The following is a 16923-nucleotide window of genomic DNA, read 5'->3' on the forward strand; positions in this document are numbered from 1 at the left end:
CCCTCCCGCAAAGCGAAACTTCCAACAACTTATACAAAATAATGAGGATACTGCCTTTTTAGTACGTCTTTTTCAATTTCGACAAGCCGCAAATGTTCTTCCATCACCTGATGCACTTTCTCTGCCTCTTTATTCGCAATTAACCGATAAATTTGCTTGTGATGGGAAATAATAATGTCCCAATCAAGATCGGATGATAGTCTCAGTACACGCAAACGATTGAAATGACTGTTTAAACTTTGCACCATTTTCCACGAGCGCGACATTCGGCAGCCATCGTAAATGAGCTGATGGAACTTTTCATCAAGCTCAAACAACTCAAGAAAATTTCCTTTTTCGGCACACAACTCTTGCATCGCAATATTCTTCTCCATTTCAAATAGATGATCTTGACGCAATTTCGTACAAGCTAAAACGGCCACTTCTTTCTCGACAACCTCGCGGATAAAGCGCCCTTCCTCCACATGTTCCAAGTTGATGCGCGAAACAATGGTTCCGCTTTGCGGAATAATATCAAGCAATTCTTCTTGCGCCAGTTTGAGAAATGCTTCCCGCACCGGGGTGCGGCTAATATGCAATTGCTCAGCAATTTCCTTTTCGGAAATTTTTGTTCCTGGTTCCAACTCAAGGCGCAAAATCTTTTCCTTTAGCATCTCGTACAACTGGTCGCGCGCTGAACCCCTGACAGAACTTTTAATTTGTTGGCTTTGTTGGGCAGTAAAGATCACCGTGCGATTCCCCTTTTCTTATATACTAGTATGGCAGTGAGAAAGTACATCCATGATCATGTGTTTTCTTCCAATGTAGGAAAGAACATATTTCCTGTCAAATTTCTTAGCGATTCATTCCACATTCTCTCCCCTCTCCTTGTGCACAATCGAGATCCATTGAGCTGCCCGTTCGGCAATAATCTTCCACTGATCGTTTTCCAATGCCCCTTCAACCTTCACTAACGAGTTCCCGACACCGATGGCATCCACTCCCGCTTTTATATACTCTCCGGCCGTTTTCAGATTGATTCCTCCAGTTGCGATGAGGGGGATGTGGGGGAGCGGCTCCTTTATGCTTCGAATATAGTTTGGCCCAAACACATGGGCAGGAAATACTTTCACCATATCAGCCCCGTGCTGAAAAGCATTCACAATTTCGGTCGGCGTCAATCCTCCTGCAATACTGACAACCCGATTTTGTTTTGCCACCTGAATCACGTCAATGGAAAGGGAGGGAGAAACGATAAACCGCGCTCCAGCTGCAATCGCCCGCCGCGCCGTTTCAGCATCCAGCACCGTTCCCGCCCCGATCAACACATCTTTCAGTTCCCTTGCAGCCTTTTCCAACGCGGCCAAAGCCCCAGCTGTTTCCATCGTAATTTCCATGATTGGAATGCCTCCCTGCCGCAAAGCCAATGACAGCGGAAGAACAGTATCAACCGTCGCACCGCGGACGACTGGAATGACGCCAATCTCTCGAATCATTTGGACTGCCTTCATGTAGATTCATCTCCTTTACCGCGCAACATCTTCCCCTCGCTGATCTATCAGACGCTCGACGTCATCGCGTTCCGGCATGCCATCAGCATCCCCCTCGACCATTGTCACAAGCGCGCCGACTGCATTCGCTCGCTGCACCGCTTCTGTTAAACGAAGTCCTTCAAGCAGTCCGGATAGCAGCCCAGCGGCAAACCCATCCCCAGCACCGACAGGGTCGATTACCCTTTCAACAGGAAACCCTGGAACATACTCATGATGCGCATTCGTAAAATAATGCGCCCCATTTGCGCCTAGTTTAATGACAACGAGCGAAGCGCCCATGCCAAGCAGCCGTCTTCCCCATTCCTCAACCGATTGTTTTCCGAATAAAAACGATGCCTCAGCTTCTCCGGGCAGAACCACATCTGATTCAGCTGCCATGCGAAGCATCACTTCCTTGGCCCGATCCGCTTCATTCCATAGTTTCAACCGCAAATTCGGATCAAAAACGATTTTCACCCCGTGACGACGAGCGATCGCCATGGCGGCAAAGATCGTCTCACAGCAATTCTCGCTTAACGCCGGAGTGATTCCCGTAATATGCAAATACTTTGCCTCTGCGATATATTTCTCATCCAAGTCGGCAGGCGTCAGCCTGCTCGCCGCTGATCCTTTGCGATAGTAATACACCCGCGTATCGTTTGGACGTCTTTGTTCCTTAAAGTAAATGCCGGTCGGCGCTTCCCCATCCATTTTTACCCGGCTGACATCCACCCCTTCACCTTGCAGGAAAGACAAAATCGCCTTTCCAAACTCATCGCTTCCGACCTTGCTGATCCATCCTACACGATGGCCTAATCGAGCAAGGCCGACAGCGACATTGGATTCCGCTCCGCCAATCCGCATAGTAAAGGTGGTCGCCTGTCTCATCAAGCCGACGCTTGTTGGTGTAAATACGGCCATCGATTCGCCAATGGTGACTACGTCCATCTCGTCCCTCCAAAACCACTTTAGTAATCTTTCATGAAGAATACGATGTCATTTCACCATCATCTAAGCCGACATATGTGCTTGTCTCATCTCGAACTTGCTCAATCTCGATTAATGTCACTTCGTTTTTTGATAGGACAATAGATAAATGAATCACACCGTCCGTTGCCCGTCTCTGCTCCGTCATCACATGAGGCTGCGCCACTTGACGCAACGTTTCCACCGCTTGACGGCTTGGAAAGCGGGGACGCCCCATCTGTTTCCAAACTCTCCACGCGTTCCCGTACTGCTCATTGACGATTTGCCGCTTGATAAAAACAACTGAAAATGAAACTGGAATCACCAGCTGCACTTCTTTTGTAAATCCTTCTCCTTTTTCCATCACTAAATTCCAAAGCACTGCGGCAATCGATCCATCTTTCCGCCTTGTCACAATCATCTCTGCGTCACGATACAACAGTTCGTCGCCTAGAGCATTAAAGAACGTAAACGCATGAAATGTCGGTTTGGGAATCGAGTGAAGCGCAACTAGACCGAACCCACCGTGAAACAACGCCTTCGGAACATCCATTTCCTCAAACACATCGCTGAACGTCCAATACGAAAACGAGTCGACGTAATCTCCCCCCTCACTTAAAATACGGGCAATGTACGCTGCGTTGAGCGCTGTATCATGAATCGGGTTGATGGGGCTGTACGATGTATTATATTCGGTAATATGCAACGGCAAATGCGGAAACGGAGACTGGCGAATCAAGGCGCGCACCGTTTTGAATTGCTCCAACATATCTTCTGGCGGCTCAAGTTCTTGGTAGTAATATTCAAACGTTTTCTTATGCGGCGCCTTCGATGTATAAGCATGACGACTGACAAAATCAACAGGCACCTCACGTTCGGCGCAAAAGTGGAGAAAATCCGTAATCCATTCATCGCTCCCTCCGCAAATAGCCGGTCCCCCGACTTGCAAATGAGGATCAACGCTTTTTACCGCCCTGGCTGTCACCTCGTACAGCTTAAAATACTCCTGTTTGTCGGCGTCTTTCCAAAAGTTCACTAAATTAGGTTCATTCCACACCTCAAATGGCCATGTCCGCACTTCCTCAATCCCGTATCGCTCAACGAAATGGGAAACGACCGCTACGATAAGATCACGCCACTTGTTATAATCTTTCGGGGGTGTAACGTTGCCTTTCCAATAAAAGACGGTTTGATCTCCTGAAGCAAGCGCACTTGGCATAAACCCAAGTTCAATAAACGGCCGGATATTCAACGCTAAATAAGAATCAACAATTCGGTCGACGTACGTAAAGTTATAAAACGGCTTCATTTCCCCATCGATTTCGACTTCTCGATAAATTCCAACATCATCGGAAAGCAAGCCATGACCGCGGATGTATCGAAACCCTATTTTCTCTTGCACGAGTTTCAAGTGGTCCAAATACTCCTTTTGCAAAGCAAGGCCAAGCCGCCCAGTTCCAACGCAAAATTTCCAATTCTTTTTAAACTTTTCCCTCCCGTTGCTTGGCACGTTTACAACCTTCATGCTCCTCTCCCCTATTCACCGATAAATTTTCCGCCCGTATTGGTCGTCTATTCCTGACTTCCGGTAAAAGTACGTATTGATGACATCTCGCCATTCTTTAGCATGTTCCACTTGGATCGTCAATCGTTCCAATACATCATGATACCGTTTTTCGTCGATTTTCCCTTTCAGTTGTTCCCATCGTTTCCGCAGCTGTTTCGCCTGCTCAACCCCTTCAAAATGAGTATTGTAAATATGTTGAATGACCGTTTCCCCTGAATGCAGCCGATGAGTGTACGGAACGTGATGGAAAAACAAGAGCAGCTCATCCGGACAAGTGTCGAGCGACTCATACATCGCTGCATTTTCTGGAAAGTATTGTGCCGTATATCCTGTTCCCGTAGCAACCGTCCGGTCAACACCGATCCCGTCGCGGTCGGCATAATGGTACGTCCCCCAATGCGAATATTCATATCCATCCACATTAGGACCATAATGGTGCCCTGGGTTCACCATCCAGCCGACGCCAAGCGGAGAGGTGTAGTTTTCATAAATTCTCCACGAAGATAGAAGCATCCAACTGATCGTCTCGACGACTCGTGAATCATCCCCAAACGTTTGCACAACCCATTCGTTGGCAATTTCTTCGGCAGACAAATCCGGATTCCAAGCGAGCCGCCCAAATCCATACAAGTTTGCTTGCGCCAACGTATGCCCAGTCCAGTTTGGGTCATTGCCAATATTAGATACCCCTGCGATCCCGCTGTATCGATAGTCAAATAGCGAGCCATCAATTACCTTTTTTACTTTCGACCCTTTGCCCTTCGCATACGTATCAAATTCAAGCGTTTCTTTCCACTGTGGAATCAAGAAGCATAAATGTTTTTGCTGTCCTGTATATTCCTGGGTGATTTGAACCTCCATCATTTGATTGGTTTTCGGCATGGCGCCAAATAACGGAGAAACCGGCTCCCTTACTTGAAAATCCATTGGGCCGTTTTTAATTTGCAAGATGACATTCTCGCGAAACTGTCCATCCAATGGCTTAAAGTGATCATATGCGGCTTTTGCCCGATCGGTCGTCCGATCGCGCCAATCCTGCTGGCAGTTATAAACAAAACATCTCCAAATGACGAGCCCCCCAAACGGCGCTAACGCTTCCGCCAACATGTTTGCTCCTTCCGCGTGATCGCGCCCATACGTAAAGGGACCAGGACGAAACTCGGAATCCGCTTTGACTACAAAGCCGCCAAAATCAGGAATATATTGATAAATACGTTTCGCCGTTTCCTTCCACCACCTTCGCACCTCGGGATCAAGCGGATCTGCTGTTGGAAGCCCGCCAATCTCAATCGGGCTTGCGTAGTTGATACTTAAAAATGTTTTGATTCCGTAGGTTCGGAAGATATCCGCTACTTCCGCCACGTCAGGCAAAAAGTGATCGGTGATGAGTTTCGTTTCGGTTTTGTGTACATTGACATTGTTGATGGAGATGGCGTTAATACCCACAGAAGCAAGCAATCGTGCATAATCTTTTATCCGTTGGTTTTGTTTCACAAACTGGTCAGCGACAAAGAAAATCGACCGACCAGCATATCCACGCTCAATGCTGCCATCCATATTGTCCCAATGATTGATCATGCGCAACCGGTTTTTTGGCTGCTCGATGATGGACAGTTGGGCGATGTTCTCACCCATTTGCAATAATCGGAGGAAATGAAAGACACCATACAACACACCAGCATCTGTTTTCCCAATAATGTAGATACGGAACGGGCCATCGTCGACATCCGATCGAATCACATACCCTTCAGGATGAACAAGCGTTCCCTCTAATGGTCGCTCGAACTCTTCATCTTCAAGCGTCCCAAGCCAAATCGAATTAGCTGTTTCATTTACTTCCTGCACCACTTGCGGCTCAATCTCCATCATCGAACGAAGCCCTTTTTGGAGTTCTTCCACGGCTGCTTGAAAAATTGGCGATGTTCTTTTCGCCACAATCTCCTCAAACCGTAATCGACTATATTGATCCTTCCGCTCATACCGCAGCCAACAAGGTTCGTATCCCGCCGTCATGTCGAATTCTCCTCCTGTTACTCTTTTTCCGCCCCCAACACAATCCCTTTCACAAAAAACTTTTGCACAAACGGATAAACAATCAGCATCGGCAAAGCTGCGATGAAGATTTGTGCCGCCTTCACTGTCCGTTCAGATAAGTTTTTCAATGTTTCTGCATCGACGCTCATTTTCGTAAAATCCTGTTGAACAATAATCGTTTGTAAGAACGTAGATAACGGGTAATGTTTCACATCGGACATATAAATCAACCCATCAAACCATGAGTTCCAATGAAAAACCATCGTAAAGAGCGAAATCGTCGCAATGGCAGGCACCGAAATCGGCAAATAAATTTTCCAAAAAATCTTGAAATGATTTGCGCCATCCATTAAAGCGGCCTCTTCAAGCGATTTCGGCACCGAAGTTCGGAAAAAGTTCACAAGCAAAATTAAGTTAAAGGCGCTGACAGCTGGCGGTAAAATCAACGCCCAAATCGTATCTGTCAACCCGAGCTTCGTCACCACCATATAAGTCGGAACGAGACCGCCATGGAACAACATCGTAAACACAAAAATCCACATATAGAGTTTCCGGCCGCGAAAGGCGTCGTCGCTTTTGGACAGCGGATAGGCAGCGCATAACATGACTCCCATGGAAATGACTGTTCCCAATACAACACGCAAAAACGAATTCCAAAGGGAACGCAAAAAATTTTCATTCCCAATCGTTTTCTCATAAGCGTCCAACGTAAAGTCAACTGGCCACAGTCCGACCAGATTAGCGGTCGCCGCTGCACTGCCGCTGAATGAGACGGCTAAAATATGTATGAGAGGCAAAAGGCAAAGAACGGCAATGATCGTTAAAAGAGTATAGTTAAACACAGTGAATAGTTTATAAGACAAGCTTTTTTGGTAGTGATGATGCATAGACCTCCCCTCCCCTTAGAAGATTTTATAGTTGGCATACTTATAAGCGAGACGATACCCTGTGACCACGAGAATAAAACTGATGACGGATTTAAACAGTCCAACGGCTGTAGCATAACTAAAATCCCCATTCAAAAGGCCGACACGGTAAACATACGTATCGATGATATCACCCGTTTTGTAAACAAGCGGATTGTACAAGTTTAAAATTTGATCAAATCCGGCATTTAAAATGTTTCCGAGCGACAACGTTCCAACCACAATGATGATCGGCAACATGGAAGGCAATGTGATATAAATTGTTTGTTGCCACCTGTTGGCTCCATCCACGATAGCCGCTTCATACAACGACGGGTTAATTGAAGTAAGGGCAGCTAAAAATACAATCGTGTTAAATCCGCATTCTTTCCACACATCTGTAACGACAACAACGGTACGAAACCAATCGTTATCTCCGAGAAAGAAAATAGGTTCAACCCCGAATACCGACAAAAAACGATTGACAATCCCCCCTTCAGGAGAAAGCATGTCAATCAAAATCCCGCCTAGAATCACCCATGACAAAAAGTGCGGCAAATACACGATCGTTTGAACCGTCCGCTTAAACTTCATCACGTATACTTCGTTGAGAAGCAACGCAAACGCCAAAGGCACACCGAGGTTAAAGATGATTTTTAATGTTGAAATGACCAATGTGTTCCAGATTACTTGACGAGCGTCTTCATATTCAAACATCGTTTTAAAATGCTCGAGACCAACCCAAGGAGAATGCAAAAAGCCAAGCCAAGGCTCATAATCTTGAAAAGCCATGACCAGTCCTAGCATCGGAACATATTGAAAAATCAACACAATGATGAGGGCAGGAAGCAACATAACATGCAACTGCCACGTTCCTCTTCTTTTCTGAACTCTCTTTGCTTCCACCGCTGTTGTTTGTCCTTTGACATCGACGGCCGACTGCATACCCGTTCCCTCCTTCCGGCGTCATCTCTTGCAAAAAAGCAGGTGCGGACATCGATGTAAATTCTCTTTCACTGCTCGCCCCCGTCCGCACCCCACCATCGTTGAAACCGCTACTTTGCTCCTTTTACCGATTGATACCATTCATTCACTTCTTTTGTTATTTCTTCGCCTCCAGATTCTTCCCATTTTTTCACGAAGTCATCGAATGCACTGAGCGGCGCCCGTCCGTAAATGATGTTGGCAAACGTTTCACGTTCCATTTTCGTCAAAAACTCTCCGCGTTTTTGCATCGTTTTAGTGGGCGGGCCTGTAAACTCGTTTTCAATGCGGTATTGATTTTGTTGGTTGACGATTGTAGCCGCTTTCATAAACGACTCACCTAAAGATACAATTCGTGTATACTCATAGGCGTTTTTCGGCTGACGCTTCGTTGTATACAACTCCTCGACTAGATCATACAGCATGTACGGAACGGTCGGAATGGCTTCCGTAATGAAATAAGCCCCTGGATCCAATCTTCCTCCTGGAATTTCCTTGTCATCATAAACGGGCTTGCCGTTCTTCATCACATAGTCATAACCTTCCGCCAACCCGTATTTAAAATATTTCGAGTCATTATACACATAGGCGTATGCTTCATCTAAGTATTGGAAGAATTTATCCATATGTTTAAAGTCTTTGCTGAACAAAAACATGCCTGTAACCAATCCCTCGCCACGCCGGCCGATTTTGCCATCCGGACCACTCGGCAGTGGGTATGGTTCCACAACGGCTCCTGGATTATTTTTCAACGCATCTGCGATTGGCCATCCAGCAGCCCAAGGAGGAGCAGAAATGATTCCCGATTTTCCAGCGACAAAGCTTTTGATCGCCGTCTGTTCGTCCAAAATACCAACTTCTTTGTCCAAGTATCCTTTTTGATACCATTCATTCAGCTTAGCCAACGCTTTTTTCATAGACGGCTGTACCGACCCGTAAACAAGCTTCCCATCTTCGCCTTTTGACCATGAACCAGGTTCATAGTTGCCATAAGCACCGAAAATAAAGCTTCCGTCGGCCAACCAAGTCGCCAATCCGTTTTTGCTGGCCAGCGTCAAGCCAATCGTATCCTTTTTCCCATTGCCGTCAGGGTCTTTGTTGACAAACGCGTCCATGATTTTCTCGAGATCTTCGATTGTTTTAGGCGGCTGAAGACCTAACTTATCAAGCCAGTCTTTGCGAATCCAAAGCAAGGAATCGGAACCATTGCCCCCAGAGAACCGTGGAATTCCGTAGCGCTTTCCATCGACAGTCGCCGGATAAAACGCTTCCGGAAATTGCTCATAAATCTTTTTCAATCTCGGTGACGCATATTTCTCAATCGCTTCATCGACTGGCATTACTTTTCCAGAACGAATTAAATCATTGATCAACTGCCCGTCTGACACTTTAAATACGTCAGGCAGTTTTTGTCCGGATGATAAAGCTAAGCGAATTTTATTATGATACTGTTCATCATTTGGAGCTGTCCACAACGTTTTCCATTTAATTCCTAACTCTTTTTCTGACCAACGTGTGATAGGATTGTTGTTCAAATCCTCCCCCTCTCGAAATTTCGTATCATCCTTTAATGTGCGGACAGTTGTAATGGTTACAACGCCATTTTTCTCTTTCGAATCTCCTCCAGATCCACTGGACGAAGAAGATTGGCTGTCTGTACATCCCGCAAGCATTCCAACCGCCAATGCAGTTGCGGTCAAAGCCGCAAACGCTTTCTTTAGCATGTTTCTCCCTCCAATCCCATTGTCTCAAAATCCCCCTTGGCTGCGATCACATTCTTTTTGATAAAGAAAACATAGCGATTCCCTGTCTCAATCCCCCCTTTCAAGGTCTTATTGAGAAAGCGATTTCAACCGATCGAAATCCAACTCCTAACCACTCCACAAACATTCTAGTATACTAGTTTGAAACGACGCATCCTACAAAATGGCTGTAATGCCTTCCTCATGATTCCAGCCAAACAGAAGAATGAATTCTTGGTTGACATCCCTGTTCATATAGTCAAGATGTCAATCAGCTTCATGATTTGCCGTTTGCTTTTCTGCTACTAGTATAACTAGTATACTAGTTACACCTTCTATTATAATGAAAAGTTCATTTACATTCAATACTTTTCTGAAATCTTTTAATTATTCACGAAGAGAGGAACCCTTATTTTCTGCTCCCTCTTCGCCGCGACGTGAAGCAATATCATCAGACACTCACTGCCCGCCAAAAAGCTGGTTTCGGTTTATGCTGTTCATCGAACAAAAGCGGCCAGTTTTTTCTCCCGTGCACTGGAAAGTTATCGAGCCATGTATGGTCATCAGCAATTCCCCAAAATGTGACACTTTGAATAACATCGCGATACTCCTTAAACAAAGCAAAAATTTGCCCATACCGCTCTGCCTGCCGCTCGATCATTTCTGACGTTGGAGCTGCCAAATCGGTTCGACGATCGTGAAATTCAAACATGGATACATCGAGTTCCGTAATATGAAGAACAACACCAAGGGACGCATATCGTTCAATGGCCGCACGAATTTCATCAAGCGACGGGCGAGTCAAACTCCAATGCGCTTGCATCCCGATGCCATGAATCGGAATGCCTTTATCACGCAGCGATTTGACAAGTGCAAAAATTTTTTCTCTCTTTTCCGGAAAACATTCATTATAGTCATTGTAAAAAAGCAGTGCATCTGGGTCAGCTTCATAAGCGTAGAGAAATGCTTGTTCCATAAAATCGTCCCCGATGATTTGTCGCCACTTCGACGGCCTCAACAATTCGTCTCCTTCGTCGGCTACCGCTTCGTTGATGACATCCCAACAATATATTTTTCCCTTGTATCGCCGTACAACAGTTGAAATGTGACATTTCATCCGCTCAAGCAACACATCCCGACTGACGAAATGGCCTTGACCATCTTGAAACACCCAATCCGGAGTCTGGTTGTGCCATACAAGTGTGTGCCCTCGAACCGCCATTCGGTGCGAACAAGCAAAATCCACAATCCGATCCGCTTCCTGAAAGGTAAATTTCCCTTCTTCCGGCTGAAGATGCTCAAACTTCATATGGTTCTCTGCCGTAATACTGTTGACATGATCGATCAACAACTGTTTTTGCATCTCGATCGTCACAGGATTGACCGCCGCCCCGATGTAGAAATCATTCGCGAATACATCGCGGAGGGAGGGGAGGGAGCTGTTCATCTTCATTCCCCCTCCTCCAACCATAAAATGCTCGTCACGCCGCGCGGGTAGTATTTGCTGCCGCTGATTTCGCCAGCGATAATTTGGTCGCTCCAACTCCAAATGGAGAGCGTCGGATGCGTGAGCCACGCAACATGAGCCGCATCAGCTCGTTTTCCTTGTTCATCCCATTCCCACCCTAAAATGCGGCGGGCAATAAACTGGCATAAGTAAATTTTGCTCAACCACGAGTTGTTGCTTGTCGAGGAAATTTTCCATCCCCCGTCCGGGAATAGGCAAATTCCTTCCCGCAACACATATTGCAAATGTTGTCGCAGTGCACGAATATAGTCTCCAAAACGTCCGTCTTCTCTTAACGCCTCATGGCAGTTCGTAAAGTAAGGAAACACAAGCCCCTCAATAGCCGGAATGATTTTCGAGTCATTTCCTTCTCCCATCACGGCTGGGATATACCCGTCCTCCGTCACGTGACTGACAATCGTCGCGGCGCATTTTTCCGCCTGCTCCCTTGCCAATGCAGCCAGTTCTTCTTTGCCGACATCGCGGAACAACTTTTCAAGTGCCACATAGGCAGCCCAACATTTTCCTGCCAAATATAAATTGTTGCGCGCCTGGCCAAGAGAAACATCCAAACTATCATACGTTGTGATTTCCGCTCCACCCATGGTGCGGGTGCTGTCAAGCCCCATCACGCCGTTCCGCTTTTCTGGATCCGGATGATCGCGGCGCACCATGCTTTCGAGACATTGTTCCAAGATCGTAAGCCGCCGGTCGCGCCATGCCCAGTCTTTCGTTTGTTCGATGTATACCGCCGCGCAAAGCACCCAGTTGACGAGCTGTTCGTGCGTCATATGTGAAAAGCAACCGCTGATCCCGTATAGCTCATATGACGAGTAATGCGGGCGTGAGAACGTGTTGGCGACTCCCATATCGTGAGTGAAGCTGATGCCGCCGGGATATTCCGTCTCATCTCCTGGGAAACGGACACGATCCTCATAGCTGTAGCGCTCGACATAGAAGTCAAGCACATTTTTCACCGTCCACGGATTCATTTTCAATTCAAAAAAGAGCTGGTCGACGGTGAGATCAAACGTATTCATCATCCGGTACTCGCCTTCATTGACGACCCAAATCGGCTTTCCTTCATGCTCAAGCAGCTGTGTATTGCCATAGTAGCTGCGGATCGCGTGCGCCATCATAAACTTTTGATCATCGGAGAGCCATTCTTTTTCAATGAGTTCATTCGAACGGAACGCCTGCTCCTTTAACACCTCGGCCTGCTCTAACGCATAAAGACCGACTTCTTCGATATTACGGAAGAAACGGGTGTAAAAATAAGAGGCATCCATTCCCGCCGTCACACAACCTCCACGATAGAAGCAAACAGCAAATTGATACGTTTTCTTTTCTCCCGCCGGCACATCCGCAATTAATGCACCGACTTTCCCGAGCCCAAACGTCCAGTTTTCTTCGAGAGTCGCCGTTAAGATATCCTCCATGCTAAAATGCAGCGCTGAGCGAACGCCCTCGTCCTTGGATGCAATGCCCAAAATCCGCCCTTGACCGACCCCGCGCAGCTGCGGGCATGTATCATCGATCCGCCGCATCGAGGTATACGGGTCAGTGCCTTCGAATCCGAAAAACGCCCGTCGTGTTCTTGTTCCGTTCGTATTATCGATCGTCATCTCAACAATGACAGCTGGGACCAACGCCAGCTTAAGCTCTTCCTCGGAGGCCGTTTCCGGATCTGGTACGGCCTTCACCGGTGAATAAATGGTCAACGTCAAGTCCCCGGCTTTCCATGTATCCGTCGCAACGCGAAATTCGCGTTCGATCCGCTCTTTCGCAAATGGAATCAGGATGTTTGGTTTTTGCGGATTCGGATCAGGATTTTCAATGTCATATCGTTTGCTTTCATCCTCGCCTGCTGTTTCCGCGAATGGAAGGATATGATACAGCCCCGGCTCATGCGGCGACTCAACGCCAATAAAGACATTTTGCCGTGGCGGTCGGGCAAGTTCCAAATCTAGTCCTCCGCTTTTTCCTGGGAATCCTAGCGTAAAGCTGGCAAACGCCCCAACCGGCGAGTGATGGGCGTTGAAAAATACATTGGTTGGCATGAATAGCTCACTCTCCCCTTTTCTTACTATGCATGCGATCAATCATCAGAGCATCAGAGAACTGCTACTTTTTCATCTGCTTCCAGCTTGCAGCTCCAACAATTCGCTGACCGTGACCAATTTGTAACCTTGCGAATACAATTCGGATACGAGTATATTGACAGCCTCGATCGTTTGTGAACGATCTCCGAATCCGTCATGAAAGAGCAAGATGCTCCCGTTTTTTATATGGGGGCGACTCTTCCGAACAATATAATCAACTCCTGGTTGTTCCCAGTCTCGGGCATCCGTATTGAGCGCACCGATCATTTGGTAGCCGAAATGGTTGCACATCGAAACAACAGTTGCATTGTAGTCAAGATAAGGAGGACGGAAAATCGCAGCCTTCACTCCAGTCATCTCGGTAATGATGACATCCATCCACTCCATTTCTCTCAAAGCCTCATCTTCCGTTAGAGAAGTGAGGTTAGCGTGAGAATACGTATGATTGCCAATTTCATGCCCTTGCGCCTTGACCGCCTTTACAACTTCCGGATGCTTCTCCATCTGGCTTCCGATCATAAAAAAGGTCGCCTTTCCAGATACTTCCTCCAATATCTCCAATACGTTCAATGTATAAACCGGATTCGGTCCATCATCAAACGTCAGGGCGACCAATTTGTGCGGCGTCTCTACATGTTCAATCATTCCTCTATCTTTCCTCCATTGATTCAAATGATGCCAAATCGATAGACCGTCGTTGATGCTCGCTCTTGGCCAGCCGGCAATACGATCGACGGAAACTGCGGATGATGGATCGCATCCGGCAGCCCTTGCGTTTCCAGGCAGATGCCTAAATATTTCCGCGACGACACGCCGCCTAGATCCAACCCTTCCGGCAGCTGGTTCGATGTATACACCACCACGCCGACTTCGTCCGTCTCCACCGTCAACACTCGCCCGCTCTTCGGGTCGGAAAGCACAATCTCTTTGTCATGATGCCGATCGAGCCAAAACGGATGGTCATAACCCCCGCCGACGAGTTCAATTTGCGGATGCCCGGATTCGACCGCCTCCCGGATCACCTTTCCTTGCCGCAAGTCAAACGGCGTACCAGCGACATCCAAGATGCGGCCCGTCGGAATCAGCTCCTCATTCAACTCGAGCACGCGCGAGCTTTGGATTGTCAGCGTGTGGTCCAATATATCGCGCTTGCCGTTGCCGCTTAGGTTGAAATACGTATGGTTCGTCAAATTGACGAGCGTCGTTTTGTCCGAACGAGCCCGGTGTGTGACGATCCATTCGTTGTCATTGTTCAGCCAATATTCCACTTGAACATGAACCGTTCCCGGGTACCCTTCCTCCCCGTCTGGGCTTGTGTACGAAAAGACGACCCCCACCGCATCGTCGCGCTGAACGGGCTCGGCCTGCCAAAGCACACGATGGAATCCGTTCGGTCCGCCGTGCAAGTGGTTGTTGTGTTCGTTTTTCGCCAACCGGTACGTGACGCCCTCAAGCTCAAAGCTCGCCCCGCGAATGCGCCCCGCCACCCGGCCGATCACGGCGCCGAAATAAGGGGCGTTCTCAACATACGGTTCAAATCGTCCAAACCCGAGCACGACATTTTCGATGTTGCCGTTCCGGTCGGGAACGCGGAGGTCCGTCACGATGCATCCGTAGTTTGTCGCCGACAGTTCCATGCCGCGGTCGTTTGTCAACGTAAATAAAAGAACTTCTTTTCCGTTGAAACGAGACCATGTTTCTTTCCTAATCCGCAACCTCTCTCCCCCTCTCCAACGATGGAAAAAGCAACGATTTGATCATTTTCATCATACTATATTTCATTTAGTTTGTATATAACACAAACAAACTTAACCCCAATCACATATGACATCATCCTTTTACCGAACCAGCAACCAGTCCTTCAATAATTCGGTCGCTCAAGAATAAGTACACAATCAAAATCGGCAAAATGCTGATCACCAAAGTCGCGCCGATCGCCCCCCAGTCGGTGAGATATTGGCCGACAAAATTATTGACTCCGACTGTGATCGTTTTCCATTTTTCCGAACTAATGAACGTGTTGACAAACACAAACTCATTCCAATTGTAAATCATGTTAATAATGGCTGTAGTCGCAAGAACAGGTGCTGTCATCGGCAATGTGATGCGGAAAAAAATGCGATGGACAGAGCACCCGTCCATTACCGCCGCTTCTTCGATTTCCCGCGGCAACGACTGATAAAATCCTAGCAAAATCATAATCGTAATCGGCAAGTTAAAGGTCGTATATGAAAGAATAATCGAGATGGGGTTATCAATTAAGTTCATTTTATTATAAATATTAAACAACGGAATGAGCGTCGAATGAAGCGGGATCATGTAAGCGATCATAAACAAAGCCAATACAACACCTTTGAATTTCCACTCCATTCTTGTCAAGGCGAACGTGACAAAACTGGCTAAAATCAAAGTCAATACAACAGCGACGATCGTATACCAGACACTATTGAAAAAGTATTGGTTGATCCCTCCATCAAACCAAGCATTTATATAATTTTCCCATCGTGGAGATTTCGGCAAGGCGAACGGAGACATTCCAAATACTTCTTGATTCGTCTTCAACGACAATAAGAATAACCATACTAACGGATATAATTGAAGAAGCGCTACGACAACCAAGATAAAGTAAAGAATTCCCATTGCGATTTGTCGTAAAGGAGAACGAGGCTTGGAATCTAAGATTTTCTTTTCTTTCATGGTCAATTCTCCTTTTATTCTTGATTGACTCTCAACATTTTTTGAATCATCCAGGTCGCTCCCATGCTAAGGATGAGCAACCCAAAACCAATCGCACTTCCATACCCGAAGTTGAATTTCCCAAACGCTTCTTTATACATATAAGAAGCAATCACTTCCGTGGCATGCCCCGGGCCGCCTCCGGTCATGACGTAAATCAAATCAAAATATTTCAAAGACCCGACAACGGCTAGAATCACCAATACTTTTAACACCCCAGAAATAAGGGGCACCTTAATTTTGTAGGCAATTTGAAAGGCATTGGCACCATCGATTCTTGCAGCTTCAATCAATTCTTGAGGTACATTGATCAAAGCCGCATACATAATAATGATGTAAAACCCCGCATACTGCCAAACGATCGGGATGAAAACCGAATATAGCGCCATATCCGGATCCGCCAACCAAAGTGGAGTCTCTTTTATCCCAAACATAGACAATAAACTGTTAATCAGCCCATTCATCGGATCAAAAATCTTAATCCAAAGTTGAGCGATGGCGACAGACGACATAAGCATGGGAATAATGTAAATTTTTCTAAACAAATTCCCTCCCTTAATTTTGCTCGCTAATATTAAAGAAACGATTAAATAGCCGATCAAACTGAGAACGGAAAACAACGCCAACAAGACGGAGTGCCAGGTGCTCTCCCAAAACAGCTTGTCATGAATAAGCTTTTTATAATTCTCCAAGCCGATGAACTTCATCTGGCCTACCCCGCTCCAATCCATCAATCCATAATATCCCGTCAGCGCAATCGGGATATAAATTAAAAACAAGACAAGGAGAAGCGACGGCAGGACATAAAGAATGATGGCTGTTTTATTGGACATAACGTTTTTCATCGCTGATAACTCCTTCTTTACAAA

14 protein-coding genes are annotated in these 16923 nt (G+C 46.7%); all 14 read right to left on the reverse strand.

The window, feature by feature from the left end:
• Positions 1-29: 29 nt before the first annotated feature.
• Complete coding sequence (locus LG52_RS07375; protein ID WP_033008784.1) at positions 30-728, reverse strand: GntR family transcriptional regulator; 699 nt, start codon at positions 726-728, stop codon at positions 30-32.
• 114 nt (positions 729-842) lie between these two features.
• Complete coding sequence (locus LG52_RS07380; protein WP_044731442.1) at positions 843-1490, reverse strand: bifunctional 4-hydroxy-2-oxoglutarate aldolase/2-dehydro-3-deoxy-phosphogluconate aldolase; 648 nt, start codon at positions 1488-1490, stop codon at positions 843-845.
• A gap of 15 nt (positions 1491-1505) precedes the next feature.
• On the reverse strand, positions 1506-2459 hold the full coding sequence (locus LG52_RS07385; RefSeq protein WP_044731443.1) for a sugar kinase: 954 nt from the start codon (positions 2457-2459) through the stop codon (positions 1506-1508).
• Positions 2460-2490: 31 nt separating this feature from the next.
• On the reverse strand, positions 2491-4002 hold the full coding sequence (locus LG52_RS07390; RefSeq protein WP_044731444.1) for a GH39 family glycosyl hydrolase: 1512 nt from the start codon (positions 4000-4002) through the stop codon (positions 2491-2493).
• Positions 4003-4017: 15 nt separating this feature from the next.
• The gene (locus LG52_RS07395; protein ID WP_044731445.1) at positions 4018-6057 is read right to left on the reverse strand and encodes an alpha-glucuronidase family glycosyl hydrolase; all 2040 of its coding nucleotides are present in this window, start codon (positions 6055-6057) and stop codon (positions 4018-4020) included.
• Between the two features lie 17 nt (positions 6058-6074).
• Positions 6075-6965 carry a carbohydrate ABC transporter permease gene (locus LG52_RS07400; protein WP_044731446.1) on the reverse strand — a complete coding sequence of 297 codons (891 nt, stop codon included), beginning with the start codon at positions 6963-6965 and terminating at the stop codon, positions 6075-6077.
• Positions 6966-6980: 15 nt separating this feature from the next.
• Positions 6981-7928 carry an ABC transporter permease gene (locus tag LG52_RS07405; RefSeq protein WP_044731447.1) on the reverse strand — a complete coding sequence of 316 codons (948 nt, stop codon included), beginning with the start codon at positions 7926-7928 and terminating at the stop codon, positions 6981-6983.
• Between the two features lie 110 nt (positions 7929-8038).
• A complete protein-coding gene (locus LG52_RS07410; protein WP_044731448.1) occupies positions 8039-9691 on the reverse strand; it encodes an extracellular solute-binding protein in 1653 nt (550 codons plus the stop codon).
• 469 nt (positions 9692-10160) lie between these two features.
• Complete coding sequence (locus LG52_RS07415; RefSeq protein WP_044731449.1) at positions 10161-11156, reverse strand: endo-1,4-beta-xylanase; 996 nt, start codon at positions 11154-11156, stop codon at positions 10161-10163.
• Positions 11157-11158: 2 nt separating this feature from the next.
• On the reverse strand, positions 11159-13276 hold the full coding sequence (locus LG52_RS07420; RefSeq protein ID WP_044731450.1) for a glycoside hydrolase family 52 protein: 2118 nt from the start codon (positions 13274-13276) through the stop codon (positions 11159-11161).
• Positions 13277-13348: 72 nt separating this feature from the next.
• Complete coding sequence (locus LG52_RS07425) at positions 13349-13963, reverse strand: polysaccharide deacetylase family protein (RefSeq protein ID WP_044731451.1); 615 nt, start codon at positions 13961-13963, stop codon at positions 13349-13351.
• A gap of 23 nt (positions 13964-13986) precedes the next feature.
• Complete coding sequence (locus LG52_RS07430; protein ID WP_044731452.1) at positions 13987-15033, reverse strand: aldose epimerase family protein; 1047 nt, start codon at positions 15031-15033, stop codon at positions 13987-13989.
• 115 nt (positions 15034-15148) lie between these two features.
• Positions 15149-16015: a carbohydrate ABC transporter permease gene (locus LG52_RS07435; protein WP_044731453.1), complete on the reverse strand. Its 867-nt coding sequence runs from the start codon at positions 16013-16015 to the stop codon at positions 15149-15151.
• Positions 16016-16029: 14 nt separating this feature from the next.
• On the reverse strand, positions 16030-16899 hold the full coding sequence (locus LG52_RS07440; RefSeq protein ID WP_013145180.1) for a carbohydrate ABC transporter permease: 870 nt from the start codon (positions 16897-16899) through the stop codon (positions 16030-16032).
• Between the last annotated feature and the right edge of the window lie 24 nt (positions 16900-16923).

It is taken from the genome of Geobacillus kaustophilus (assembly GCF_000948285.1).
In the GTDB taxonomy this organism is placed as follows: Bacteria; Bacillota; Bacilli; order Bacillales; family Anoxybacillaceae; genus Geobacillus; species Geobacillus thermoleovorans_A.